Here is a 13,010-nt window from a genome sequence, read left to right as displayed (position 1 = left end):
CTTTTCTTGCCCTTGCCGGGCTTGAAAAGATGTTTTTCTTTTATGCGTGCTGCTCTTCAACTTTTCCTTTTCTCAGCAGCACTTTAAAATAAATCAGCGTCAAGGCCATCATGACGATCGCAACACCGCCGAGCACGGCAGCCTGCTCCCACATATACGCGTAGTCTCCGCTTGAAATCACCGCTCTGTATCCCGCAATGCTGTAGGTCATCGGCAGTGCGGAATGGATGACTTGGAAGAACTTAGGAACAAGTGCAAGAGGGAATGTTCCTCCGCTTCCTCCAAGCTGAAGCACGAGCAGAATGACGGCAATGAAACGTCCCGGATTTCCCATGGTCGCAGCCAAAAATTGAATGATCGCAAGACATGTAATGCTCATGATCATACTGAACACATAAAATCTCCAGACGCTTTGCACTTCAAGCCCGATGCCAGAGAGAATGATCGTGCAGGCGATCGCCGCTTGAAGAATCCCCACTGCAAAAAGTACGCTGAATTTGCTCATAAACCAGCCGAAAGCTGATTCAGGCCGGACGGCCGGCTCTTTCACATCAAAGACGACGGTGATCATTAATGCACCGACAAATAAGCCGAGCGACAAAATATACGGGGTTAATCCTGTTCCGTAGTTGGAAACCGGATCGATTTTATCGCCTTTCACATCGACGGGATCTGAGAACATATTGTAGTTTTCGTCTCCCGCTTGAATATCGCCGGTCTGATCGGCAGCGTCAGACAGCTTGTCAAACAGCTCCCCGCTTCCGTCAGACAGCTTGCCAAGACCTTCATCAAGAGATTTAGCCCCTTCTGCAAGCTTGGAAGAACCGTCTTTCAGTTTATCAGCCGCGCTTTGCAGATCGCCGAACTTCCCGACTAACGTCTGGCTGCCTTCGGCGATTTTGGATGATCCGCTTTTCGCCTCCGCGAATTTTTCGTTGTAAGCACCCAAACCGTTTGTCAGCGCATCGAGCCCTTGCTGAATCTTTTGCGATCCTTTATAAAGCTTGTTCACATCCGAAGGAACTCGCTTCAATTCCTCAAGCTTCTGTTTCAGCCCGGATAAATCGGGAAGTTCGCTTACATCGGGAATTTGCGCTTTCAACTTGTCAAACTCAGGCAGCTTCACCGTTCCCATTTTTTCATCGACTTGTTTCATAAGCGCGGCTTTCTGTTCTTGTGTCAGCATGTTGCTGGATTCAATAATTTGTTTGACTTCACTGTGCTGGTTTTTCAATGCCGCTTCAAGCTCATCAATATTTTTTGAAATCTGACTGATTTCTTTTTTCGCCTTTTCGGCGTTTGAAAGTGCCGTTTCAAGCTGCTGAATCTTTTCATTTGAAATGGCTTCTTCGAGTTTGCTTATCATCTGTGCTTTTTCATTCATCTGCTCCAATCCCGCCACAATCTGAGGCATGCCTTGTTGGAGCTGTTGAGCACCGCTGTGCAGCTGGCCGCTTTTTTCCAAAAATTGCGCAAGCCCTGAATCAAGTTCATGAATTTTGTCGTTCAGCGTATTGAATGCCGCGCCGAACTTCTCCATTCCGTCTTTGTTGAACTGAATTTGGCTTTTCGCAAGCTTTTCAAGGTTCTTTTTCAGCTTTTCGCTTCCTTCTTTCGCATCTTTCAGTCCTTTATCCAGTTTTCCGGCACCTTCGCTGGCTTCACCGAGACCTTTTGCGATTTTGCCGAAATTGTCAAAGATGACTTCGGCATATTGCTGCGTGATTTCAGAACCTACTGAATGCTGAAGCTGTTCAATCGCTTTATCGCTGATCTGGGCGCCGACATAGTTTCGTCCTGCGTTTGTATGATAAATCAGATTCAGCTTTTTCGGATGTTTATCCATCACCGTGCTGGCATCCTTCGAAAAGTTTTCAGGAATTTCTACAACCATGTAGTATTCCTCATTTTGCAAGCCTCTCAGCGCTTTTTCCTTCGTCGTAAAATGCCAGTCGAATTTATCGTTTTTTTTCAGTTCTTTGACAAGGTCGTCGCCGATGTGAAGGTCTTTTCCTTCATATGTCGTTCCCTTGTCGGAATTCACAACCGCTACGGGGAGCTGATCGACGTTTCCGTATGGGTCCCAGTACGCCGCCAAAAATATGCTGCTGTAAATCAGCGGTATAAAGAGAACCCCGATCACGGATATCAGTAGTTTTTTATTGGTTATCAGTTCTCTCCACTGGTTTTTGAAAACATTCATGTTGATACGCCTCCTAGTTAGTAGCCGCTCTCTATGCGGATAAGCACCCCTTTAAACAAAGAAAGGACAATCTAACGAGATAATCCTTTTAAAATATACATTTTCAGCATCTCTGCCAACTCTTCATCTTTCAGCGGTTCATGGTTTTTTTCCCAGTCAAAGATGAGCGCGATGTAAAGCTTGAAGATGACAAACGCGTTCAGCTCGGGGTCACACGGTCTAATATCGTCATTTTTAATCGCTTCTTTAATCTTTCTCTTAATATAGCTGATGACCATGCGTTCCAGCTTTTCAATCACTTCGCGGGCCGCCGGTGTGCCGAGCTCCGCACCTTCCTGAAAGATCTTAATGGTCAGCTGGTGCTTCTTTCTGTACTCCAATATCGCCATCATCGCGCGATGGGCATTTTCGTGAAAAGGCAGATCAGGATCAATCGCTTGATCAGCCGTTTGCTTCATCTCAATCAGAAGCGAAGAAAAAATGTCGTCGAACAGTTCCTCTTTATTCTTGAAAAAAGTATAAATCGTACCTTTGCCGACATTGGCAAGCTTCGCCACCAGATCCATCGTCGTCGCTTTGTAGCCGAATTGTGTAAACGATTTTGTCGCCGCTTCTAAAATCAGTGCTTTTCGATCTTTGCTCACGGTTTCTCACCCCGAAATTGACTATTTGAACATTTTGGTCAGTAAGTACAAAAAGTAATGTAACACACCTGAATATAAAATGCAATAATTTAAATGTTATCTTTTCCATAAACAAACTTTAAAATGATGAAAGCTGTAAAAAGAGTGAAATAAAAAAAGCCGCCGAATGGATTCGGACAGCTTTATTTGCTCTTCTTTATTCGAAAAGGTGTGAGAGCACATCGGCTACGGCCTGCTTGCCTTGGTCGATGCAATCCGGAATGCCGACCCCTTCAAAAGAGGCCCCCGTCATGAAAACGCCCGGATATGACGCCTGTAACCCTTCCCTGATCTCTTTCATTCTTTTCTTATGGCCGACATGGTATTGCGGCATCGCTTCATGCCATCTTGTGATGCAGGTCATTTCCGGCTCGCCGTCGATCTTCATAATCCGTCTTAAATCGTCGAGGACGATTTTCACCATTTCGTTATCTGACTGTTCGACAACGGACTCATCGCCGGCTTTCCCCACATAAGCTCTTAACAGAACTTTTCCTTCAGGCGTTGTGCTCGGCCATTTTTTGTTTGTCCAAGTACACGCCGTAATCGAAAAGTCGCTGTTCCTTGAAATGACAAAGCCTGTTCCTTGATGCTCCATTTGGACGGCTTCTTCCGGAAATCCGAGCGCCACATTGGCGACAGATGTTGACACCATATCTTCTAAACCCTTCAGCCAATCCGCTTTTGGAAACATCGCGGCAGCTGCTTTATGGGGAGCGGTGACCACGGCCGAATCAGCGTGAAGCACCTTGCCGTTGTCAAGCTTCATGCTGTAGCCCGAGCCCGCGCGCTCAATGCTGACGACCTTTGTGCCTTTATAAACCTTTGTGATATCGAGCTGCTTTTCCAGTTCTTCAACAATCGTCTGCAGGCCGGTTTTCACCGTCTGGAACTGGCCTTTCTTTTTGTTCGCAGGCTTTTTGGCGCTCTGGGCGCCGCGCGATTTTTTCATCCCGATGATCAAGCTTCTGTACTTCTGTTCTGTCTGGTAGAATTGCGGGAAAGTTGACATCAGACTGAGGCGGTCAATGTCCCCGGCATAAATGCCTGACAAAAGCGGTTCGATCAGGTTCTCCACCACTTCACCGCCGACACGCCTTCTGAAAAATTCTCCGAGCGACTGGTCTTCCTGCGGCTTGCTCGCTGGAAGCAGCAAATCCATTCCGGCTCTCAACTTCCCCGGCAAGGAAAACAAGCCGGTTGTCAGAAAAGGTCCGATTTTTGTCGGCACCCCCATCACAGCTCCTTCCGGAATCGGATAGAGCGTTTCGCTGACAAGAACATAAGACTGGCCTGTCGCGTTGTTCACGAGCAAGTGCTCCAGCCCGAGATCCTTCACGAGCTGAGGTGCGCTTTGCTTCCGTTCCAAAAATGAATCCGGCCCCCGTTCAATCACATAGCCGTCTTTGTGTACCGTCTGTATCTTTCCGCCCAGTCTCGGACTCGCTTCAACAAGCGTGACTTCGGCCGGGAGATCGTTCTTTTTGATTTCCTTCTCCAAGTAGAAGGCGGCGGCCAATCCGGTAATACCGCCGCCGATGATGACAATCTGCCTGCGTTCTCCACTCATTTACAATCGCCTTCTTTACTGTTCTTTCTCCAATTGTTTTAATACAACATCTGCTAAAGCATCGATAAACTCATGTTTTGCGTTAGGCATTTCAGGTCTGTAATAGCTTGCTCCGATATCGTCTGTGACGACTTTGCATTCATAATCGTTGTCATAAAGAACTTCCAAATGGTCAGCTACGAAGCCGACGGGAGCATAAACAAAAGCGCTGTACCCTTTTTGCTCTGACAAGTCACGGGTCAAATCCTGAACATCCGGCCCAAGCCACGGATCAGGGGTGTTTCCTTCGCTTTGCCAGCCGACGGCGTAATCTTTTACACCCGCCGCTTCGGCAATCAGCTTCGCTGATTCTTTAAGCTGTTCAGGATATGGGTCACCCATTTCGACGATCTTTTCGGGAAGGCTGTGCGCCGATACAATCAAGACGGCGTTTTCCCTTTCTTCCGAAGGCATTTCGTCATAGATTTTTCTCACTTGATCCGCCCAATATGCGATGAATTTCGGCTCATCATACCAGCTGTTGATCGATGTGATCGACAATCCGCCGAGCTTTTCAGCCTCGTCTTTCGCCCGCTTGTTGTACGACTGTACGCTGAAGGTGGAGAAATGGGGCGCAAGCACGATGCTGACGGCTTCTGTAATCCCGTCTTTATGCATCTCCTGAACGGCATCCTCGATGAAAGGTTCGATATGTTTGAGACCGATATATGACTTGAATACCACATCATCCTGAAGCTCGTTTAAGCGTTTTTCCAGCTGCTTCGTCTGCTCTTGCGTGATCTTTGCAAGCGGAGAAATTCCGCCGATCGCCTTATAGCGGTCTTTTAAGTCCTGAAGCATGTCAGGCTCAGGCTTCCTGCCTCTTCTGATGTGTGTATAATAACGTTCAATGTCTTCCTCTTTGTAAGGCGTCCCATACGCCATAACAAGAAGCCCCATTTTCTTTTTACCCAACGTGAACACCTCTTTAAAGATCATGATCTATACGTATTTTGACAGTTTATATTGAAAAGACCAACTGAAATGCTCATGTCATCAGGCTCGATTTTTTTGAGGCGGAATACTCATGAACAAATGCCGTCAATTTTTTCAGTGTGTCAGGACTCACTTCGGGAAAAATCCCGTGACCGAGGTTGAAAATAAACCGGTCCGTCTGCATGCCCTGATCGAGAATGGCTTTCGTCCTCTCTTCAATGACTTCCCACGGGGCGAGGAGGATCGAAGGATCCAAATTCCCCTGAAGCGTTTTTGTCAGCCCTTTATCCCTGGCTTCCTGCACGCTCATCCGCCAGTCCAACCCGACGACGTCAAGGTCAAGATCGTGCCATTCAGTCGCGAGGTGGCTTGCGCCGACCCCGAACATAATCAGCGGCACGCCTTCTTTTTTCAGCTCTTTGAAAAGAATGTCCATCGTCGGCTTGATATAGCGGCAGTAATCACCGATATTCAGCGCGCCGACCCAGGAATCGAACACTTGAATGGCTTTGGCACCGGCGCGGATTTGGGCTTTGACGTATACAGCCGCCATCTTCCCGAGCTTTTTCATCAAGAGGTCCCATGCAGCAGGCTGGCTGTACATAAACGCTTTTGTTTTATTGTAGTTTTTGGACGGGCCGCCTTCGATCATATAGCTGGCCAGTGTAAACGGTGCCCCAGTAAAACCGATCAGCGGAACGTTCAGCTGTTCTTCTGTCAAGAGTCTGATCGTCTCCAGCACATATGGTATATGCTCCTCCGGCTCGAGTTCGCCAAGTTTTTCAACATCTGTGAGAGATGTGATCGGCTGATCGATAACAGGACCGATGCCGTTTTTAATTTCGACGTCAACGCCAATACCTGGAAGCGGTGTCATTATGTCTTTATAAAGTATTGCCGCATCGACACCGTACTGTTCGACGGGGAGCCTTGTCACGTAAGCACACAGTTCGGGCTGATGCGTAATTTCGAACAGTCCGTATTTTTCCTTGAGCGCTCTGTACTCAGGCTGTGATCTTCCAGCCTGCCTCATGTACCATACCGGTACATGGGCGGCTTTTTCTCCTCGGCACGCTTTTAAGAATGTGTCATTAAAAGCCTTGTCGTTTTTCATCATGATATCCACCTTTCAAGCTGCAACCATACGTTCGCAAAATTACTCCTTCCAATATACCGTTTTTTTATTGAACGGTATACTCATGAGACTTATTGTTCAAGAAATTGATGAATTTCGGGTACCTAATGACCCGAAGGAAACACTTTCGGTTCGATATAATCAGTCCCTTTCCCCTCTGTTTTCGTCTGCGGATTGTACGGAACAATTTTATAGGAAGCATTGGAAAAGATGTTTGCATAAGGGATTGAATAGCTTCCTTTCCCCTTAACCGTATCAATGAGCGTTTCTTTTCCGTTTTTCCTTTCATATATTCGGTATTCAACCCTTTTATCCTCTTGTTCATGCCATTTTAATGACACCGTAATCAGCCCCATCGGCGTAAAGGAATAGTCTGCTTTAACACTTTCCAAATCTTCGAGGCGGATCGGCCTGTCCAGATCTTTTACACCTTCAGGCGCCTTAAATCGTTCAGGCTTATGGTTGGAGCGTTTTAAAATGTCTTTAAACAGCCTTGTCGGATAAGCGCTGCCGCCTTTTAAATAATGGGATTCATCCGTTTTATCGTAGCCCATCCAGACAGCTCCCGTCACTTCGGGCGTATACCCCGCAAACCAGGCATCTTTTGTTCCGCCCTCTTTTCCGGTATACGTGGTCGAGCCCGTTTTTCCTGCAATCTCTCCGGAAAAATCACCGGCTTTTCCCGTTCCGCTTTTCACGACCTCCTCTAGCATTCGCGTCATGTTCCAAGCGGTTTGTTTGCTGAATACCTTTTCTGATTTTTCCTCGCGGCGGAATATGACATCCCCGTTTTCGTCCGTGATTTTTTTAATAAAGAACGGCTCGGTGTATTGTCCTGAATTTGCAAAGGTCCGGTATGCCCCGGCAATCTCAAGCGGCGACACTCCTTTCTCTAAGCCGCCCAGCCCCAATGCCAGGCCCTCATCCGGCACGTTCATGCCCAAGCGGCTGAGATAAGGCTTCACCGTTTCGATTCCGATCTCATTTAGCGTCCATACGGCAGGCGCGTTTTTGCTGTAGGTCAGCGCATCCACCATAGAGACCTTGCCCTCGTACTGGCCGTCATAGTTTTTCGGCGAGTAGCCGCCGTATGACAGCTGTTTATCTTCAAGCATGGAGTACGGCTTAAACCGCTTTTCTTCAAGAGCGGGGCCGTAAACGGCAAGCGGTTTAAAAGTCGAACCCGGCTGACGCGGGGCTGTTGCCCTGTTGTAGCCTTTCGGAGCGTATTCCCGACCTCCGAGAGCGGCCACTACGCCGCCTGTCCGGTTATCGATAAAAACGGCGCTCCCTTCAGCTTTATTGTCTGTTCCGGGAAAATAGCCGTCCTGCTTCATCAGCGTGTAAGCCGCTTTTTGTATCGAAACGTCGAGCGGAACACTGATTGTGTATCCGCCTTGAAGAAGCTGTTCACTCGAAATCGAATATTTGTCTTCCGCTTCTTTCATGACCAGATCAATATAGCTGTCAAGCCACGGATTTTTTGATTTTTCTTTCACGTGGAGGCCCAATGTGCTGCCTTGGGCTCTGACGGTTTCCTTTGAGCTGATATATCCCTGCTCGTTCATCATGCCGAGAATGACATTGCGCCGCTCACGACTTTTTTCCGGATTGAGAATGGGCGAATACGTGGACGGCGCTTTAGGAATGGAAGCCAGCACCGCTCCCTCACTGACCGTCAAGTCTTTCACATCTTTGCTAAAAAAGTAGTTTGCAGCCGCTTGGATTCCATAGACGCCGTGCCCGAAATAAAGCTGGTTCAAATACATTTCCAAAAGCTTGTCTTTGCTGTAGTCCCGCTCCAAGTTGATCGCGATTATGACTTCTTTCGTTTTTCTTAAAAACGTTTTGTCGTGTGTCAAAAAAGTGTTTTTTGCGAGCTGCTGGGTGATCGTACTTCCACCTTCCACTTTTCCTCCCGCTAATATATCTTTATAGACCGCACGGCTCACGGATTTAAAATCGATGCCGTGGTGCTCATAAAAGCGCTTGTCTTCAACCGCGATAAAGGCATTTTTTACGCCGTCCGGCACCTCGGCAATTGAAATAGGTCTTCTGTTTTCAGTATAGAGGCTTGTGACTTCTTCTCCATTTTGGTCGACGATTTTAGAAGAAGCATGGAAAATCAGTTTCTTTTCATCAATCACATAATCCCCCAGAAACAAAATCGTAATATATCCGATTAACGATAAAAGGAATATCGCCGCTGTAATGATGATTGGAATGAAAAATCTCTTTCTCATATGGTCACCTCATTCCTTTCTATAGCTAGTATGGGAATTTTTTCTTCAAATTATGTTGCAGCATTTATAGCGGGTAATAGATAGAATTTTAAATCGTCCTTTTGTTATACTATCAAAAAGGGGTGATAAAATTGAATTTTTACATTACATACGGAACTGTCGAGTTTTTAAAAAAGCTCGCCAAACAGCACGGTCTTGAAAACATGTTATTTATGAAAAGCCACGATTCCGCCATTCTCTTTCACGAAACCGACGGAGAAAGCGTCTTTCATTCTCCTCACCGCTACGAAATCATCGATCAGTCGGGAACTTTGGAACATTCCGGATTCGCCGTCCTCAACAACATCCCTGTCACACCGGAAGGAAGACCGCTTTTCGAAACCCGTTTTAAAAACAGAGCCGGAAAAATCGAAAATCAGCCTGGCTTTAAAGCCCTCAGGGTGCTGAGGCCGAAAGACAGCGATACGTATATCGTACTGACGCTGTGGGACACAGAACAGTCGTTTCAGGACTGGAAAAGCTCCAAATCGTTCGGCGAAGCCCATCAAAAGAAGGAATCTTCAGCTGGAATCAACCAAGGCGGAACGATTTTTTCCCGCCCATCCTATATTTCTTCGTATCATTCTGTCGAATAACTGCCTTTTAAGGCAGTTTTTTATTTCCGAGGAAATGAGCCCTTCCTTCACACTCTGACAGCCCAGGAATAAGCTGTATGAGGCTATGTTAACGGGGGGATCGGGAAATGGAAATTGAATTAACGTCCGTTCACTTTATATATTTGGGCTTTATCGCTGCAATTCTTGCATTTATGCTTCTTCGTCTTGATACCACCTTTATATCGCTTGCCGGGGTTTTTTTCATTTCATTAGCGGCGACCCATTCTGCCATTGCCTCTGTGATGGGCCTGTTCAACAGCTTAATCTACGCCGCCGGAGAACTTCTCCCGACCATTTTCATCATCTGCTTTACCGTTTCGATGAGCGAACTGCTGGCAAAGACCGGCGTTAATGAAGCAATGGTCACTCCGATCGCCAAATGGATGAAAGGTCCTGCCTTGGCCTACTGGATCACCGGAGCTTTAATGTTTATCATTTCTTCATTTTTTTGGCCCTCCCCGTCTGTCGCATTGATCGGCGCCGTCCTCCTGCCTGCCGCGCTGAAAGCCGGCCTCTCCCCGATAGCGGTAGCGTGCGCCATGAATTTGTTCGGCCACGGTTTCGCTCTATCAGGCGATTACATCATCCAGGCGGCGCCTAAATTGACCGGAGATGCAGCCGGACTGTCCGTTGCAGAAGTGATGTCTGCAAGCGTTCCGCTCGTCCTGATCATGTGCTTTTCGACAACGGCGGCAGCCTTTTTTATGCTCAGGAAAGAGAAAGACAATCAAGCAGCCGCAAACAGTGAGCGGCGGCAAAGCGAGCCTGAATGGCTTCTTCCCCCAGCCCCAAGAAAATGGCTCGCACTGATGATTCCGGTCATTTTTTTAGGGGATATCGCCGCGATGCTGATCCTGGAATTGCAAGGAGACGAAGCGACGGCGCTTGTCGGAGGAACAGCTGTCTTCGTCATGATTCTCATTCATTTTATCGTCCACAAACACCGTCGTCTTGAGAAAATCACCGGTTATTTCATTCGCGGATTTCAGTTCGGCTTTAAAGTGTTTGCCCCCGTCATTCCGATCGCCGCCTTTTTTTACTTGGGCGACGCGGGTTTCGAAAAAGTACTGACAGCCGAGATACCCGGTTTTTCTAATAGGATCGTGCAGGACCTCGGTTCAGCTTTTGCCCACAGCGTCCCGCTCTCTCCAGAACTCGCCGCAGTGGCGCTCACTGTCACGGGAGCGGTGACCGGTCTTGACGGCTCCGGTTTTTCAGGAATATCTCTAGCCGGATCAGCTGCTTCGATGTTTGCTGCGGCTGTTGACGGCAACCCGGCCGTTCTGACCGCACTCGGCCAAATCTCAGCCATTTGGGTCGGCGGCGGTACGCTTGTGCCATGGGCGCTCATTCCGGTAGCAGCGATTTGTAAAGTGGACCCGTTCGATCTTGCCAGAAAAAACTTTATTCCTGTAGCAGCCGGATTAACTGTCACAACGATTGCCGCCATTTTTCTTCTATAAAACGTGACAGCAAGGTTGAACAGCGGCTTCAGTTGTCATAAAATTATAAAAACTTGTCATTCCTAAAAGGAGGAATTTTTTTGAGCGCATCCGCATTCATCCGACAAATTAATGAGCAGCTTGATGCACACTACGATGAAATGGTCAAATTGAGGCGTCATTTTCATCAGCACCCGGAGCTTTCTTTTCAAGAAAAGAAAACAGCCGCATTTATCGCTTCTTACTATGAAGCGCTCGGTATTCCTATCCGCACCAATGTCGGCGGGGGCGGTGTTCTCGCGCACATCGAAGGCGGATCGTCCGGCCCCGTCATTGCGCTTCGAGCCGATTTTGACGCGCTGCCCATTCATGATGAAAAAGATGTGCCTTACCGGTCGACGGTGCCGGGAGTGATGCATGCCTGCGGACACGATGGGCACACGGCCACCCTGCTCGTCCTCGCGAAAATTTTGAACGAACATGCCGACCGTTTAAAAGGAAAGATCGTCCTCATCCATCAGCACGCCGAGGAATATTCCCCGGGCGGAGCCAGGCCGATGATTGAAGACGGCTGTCTTGACGGTGTTGACGTGATTTTCGGAACCCATTTGTGGGCTACTGAGCCGACGGGAACCGTTCAATATCGAACAGGACCGATCATGGCCGCTGCGGACCGTTTTACGATTACGATTAAAGGCAAAGGCGGGCATGGCGCACAGCCTCATAAAACAAAAGACGCCGTGTTGATCGGATCGCAGATCGTCGCTTCACTCCAGCAGATTGTCAGCCGCAGACTCGATCCGACTCAGCCGGCAGTCGTTTCGATAGGTTCATTTGTTGCCGAAAACTCCTTTAATGTAATCGCTGATAAAGCCGTTTTAATCGGGACGGCGCGTTCCTTCAATGATGAAATCCGCACCTTGATTGAAAACGAAATTGAACAGATTGCAAAAGGTATATGCGGCATGCATGGTGCTGACTGTGACTATTCCTTTGAAAGGGGCTATCCGCCTGTCTGCAATCATCCGGAAGAAACGGCTTTTCTCGCAAAAATCGCCAAACAGACAGAAGGCGTCGAAAACGTTGAGGAAAGCGGCATGCAAATGGGCGGGGAAGATTTCGCTTACTACCTAGAGCGCGTCAAAGGGACATTTTTCTTTACAGGCGCCCGTCCTGAAAATCCGGACGCGGTGTTTCCTCATCACCATCCGAAATTCGACCTTGATGAAAAAGCGCTGCTGATCGCAGCCAAGGTGCTGGCAAATGCCGCTGTCTCCTATCAGGAGAAAGAGCAGGCGCTCCGCGAAACGCCTGCAATGTAACAACCAAAAAAGCAAAAAACAGCCGGATCATCAATATCCGGCTGTCTCATGTATCAACCTCATATGGAAAACGTGTCTCGCTGTTTCCCCAAGATGCCCAAGCAGCTTATAGTTAGCCGTTCCGCCTATGACCGCGCCGAAGCCCGGCACAAGCTGAAACAGCTTTACAAGATCGAGATAGTCCCGGTATTCCTGCTGAAATGCCAGCCAATCGATTTCGCGCTTTTCGGTTTCCCAATGTTCAATCATACGGAAAATTTCTTTTCGGTGAGCTTCCCCTGAGAAGGCGAGCTGAAAAATATACAGAAGAAACATCCGCTCTTCTTTTTCCTTGATATCGTATCCGTAAATCGACGCCAATTCGAACAGGCATTTCATTTTGATGCCGAGCAAAAGCGGAAAGTCCGCCAGTCCGAGAAAAATCCCGCCTGCACCTGTTCCGATCCCTTCAACGGCAGCCGCCTTTTGATACTGGGCAATCGTCTTCTGAGCCAGCTCATCTTTTTCCCTTAGCGAAAGCGCGCCTGTTTTCTTGTCAAAAGTCGTCAAATTCGAGCCGAGCAAAGTGGCCTCGACCATCTTTTTAATGCTTTCTGTTATCGCTTTATGAACTTTGGCGGGAATGCGGGCGTTGATTTTCGACTGCACGCCTTTCGACATCCGCTCAGCCATCGACGGCTTTCTGAGAAACTTCATTTTCCAGCGGATCGCTTCCTCCAAATAAAGCTGGTTTTCATTCATGCGCCTCTCACCTCTTCTTTCATCATACTTGCTTAAAAAG

General features: G+C 47.9%; 10 protein-coding genes. 3 read left to right on the top strand and 7 right to left on the bottom strand.

What is annotated here, in order from left to right:
* Positions 1–40: 40 nt before the first annotated feature.
* From MKZ04_RS00950 to MKZ04_RS00925, 6 genes are all read right to left on the bottom strand, one after another.
* Positions 41–2,203, bottom strand: a complete 2,163-nt coding sequence (locus MKZ04_RS00950; RefSeq protein WP_039072634.1) for a YhgE/Pip domain-containing protein — start codon at positions 2,201–2,203, stop codon at positions 41–43.
* A gap of 71 nt (positions 2,204–2,274) precedes the next feature.
* On the bottom strand, positions 2,275–2,847 hold the full coding sequence (locus tag MKZ04_RS00945) for a TetR/AcrR family transcriptional regulator (RefSeq protein ID WP_003180287.1): 573 nt from the start codon (positions 2,845–2,847) through the stop codon (positions 2,275–2,277).
* Between the two features lie 196 nt (positions 2,848–3,043).
* The gene (gene hemY, locus MKZ04_RS00940; RefSeq protein ID WP_023856566.1) at positions 3,044–4,456 is read right to left on the bottom strand and encodes a protoporphyrinogen oxidase; all 1,413 of its coding nucleotides are present in this window, start codon (positions 4,454–4,456) and stop codon (positions 3,044–3,046) included.
* 15 nt (positions 4,457–4,471) lie between these two features.
* Positions 4,472–5,410, bottom strand: coding sequence for a ferrochelatase (gene hemH, locus MKZ04_RS00935; RefSeq protein WP_003180282.1), 939 nt, complete (start codon positions 5,408–5,410; stop codon positions 4,472–4,474).
* Positions 5,411–5,483: 73 nt separating this feature from the next.
* Positions 5,484–6,545 carry a uroporphyrinogen decarboxylase gene (hemE, locus tag MKZ04_RS00930; RefSeq protein ID WP_059231189.1) on the bottom strand — a complete coding sequence of 354 codons (1,062 nt, stop codon included), beginning with the start codon at positions 6,543–6,545 and terminating at the stop codon, positions 5,484–5,486.
* 125 nt (positions 6,546–6,670) lie between these two features.
* Complete coding sequence (locus MKZ04_RS00925) at positions 6,671–8,809, bottom strand: transglycosylase domain-containing protein (RefSeq protein ID WP_023856563.1); 2,139 nt, start codon at positions 8,807–8,809, stop codon at positions 6,671–6,673.
* A gap of 131 nt (positions 8,810–8,940) precedes the next feature.
* Here MKZ04_RS00925 and MKZ04_RS00920 point away from each other — a divergent pair, with 131 nt between their 5' ends.
* The 3 genes from MKZ04_RS00920 (at position 8,941) to MKZ04_RS00910 (ending at position 12,229) form a co-directional block, all read left to right on the top strand.
* Entirely contained in the window at positions 8,941–9,444 is a 504-nt protein-coding gene (locus MKZ04_RS00920; protein WP_023856562.1) for an antibiotic biosynthesis monooxygenase family protein, read from the top strand.
* A gap of 107 nt (positions 9,445–9,551) precedes the next feature.
* Positions 9,552–10,928, top strand: a complete 1,377-nt coding sequence (locus MKZ04_RS00915) for an SLC13 family permease (RefSeq protein ID WP_341045069.1) — start codon at positions 9,552–9,554, stop codon at positions 10,926–10,928.
* A gap of 140 nt (positions 10,929–11,068) precedes the next feature.
* Positions 11,069–12,229 (top strand): M20 family metallopeptidase, encoded by a 1,161-nt coding sequence (locus tag MKZ04_RS00910; RefSeq protein WP_179289478.1) that lies wholly within the window; start codon positions 11,069–11,071, stop codon positions 12,227–12,229.
* A 30-nt stretch (positions 12,230–12,259) separates the two neighbouring features.
* Here MKZ04_RS00910 and MKZ04_RS00905 read toward each other — a convergent pair whose 3' ends face one another.
* Entirely contained in the window at positions 12,260–12,970 is a 711-nt protein-coding gene (locus tag MKZ04_RS00905; protein ID WP_003180270.1) for an EcsC family protein, read from the bottom strand.
* Between the last annotated feature and the right edge of the window lie 40 nt (positions 12,971–13,010).

This window comes from Bacillus sp. FSL W7-1354 (assembly GCF_038002405.1).
GTDB classification, from domain to species: Bacteria; Bacillota; Bacilli; order Bacillales; family Bacillaceae; genus Bacillus; species Bacillus paralicheniformis.
The sequence above is the reverse complement of the archived record's forward strand: the minus strand, read 5'-3'. Positions and strand labels throughout refer to the sequence as shown.

Excerpts from the sequence above, each read along its gene's own strand:
- MKZ04_RS00925 (WP_023856563.1), bottom strand. The coding sequence starts at position 8,809 with ATGAGAAAGAGATTTTTCATTCCAATCATCATTACAGCGGCGATATTC.
- MKZ04_RS00915 (WP_341045069.1), top strand. The coding sequence starts at position 9,552 with ATGGAAATTGAATTAACGTCCGTTCACTTTATATATTTGGGCTTTATC.
- MKZ04_RS00950 (WP_039072634.1), bottom strand. The coding sequence starts at position 2,203 with ATGAATGTTTTCAAAAACCAGTGGAGAGAACTGATAACCAATAAAAAA.
- MKZ04_RS00905 (WP_003180270.1), bottom strand. The coding sequence starts at position 12,970 with ATGAATGAAAACCAGCTTTATTTGGAGGAAGCGATCCGCTGGAAAATG.
- hemY (WP_023856566.1), bottom strand. The coding sequence starts at position 4,456 with ATGAGTGGAGAACGCAGGCAGATTGTCATCATCGGCGGCGGTATTACC.
- MKZ04_RS00910 (WP_179289478.1), top strand. The coding sequence starts at position 11,069 with ATGGTCAAATTGAGGCGTCATTTTCATCAGCACCCGGAGCTTTCTTTT.
- hemE (WP_059231189.1), bottom strand. The coding sequence starts at position 6,545 with ATGAAAAACGACAAGGCTTTTAATGACACATTCTTAAAAGCGTGCCGA.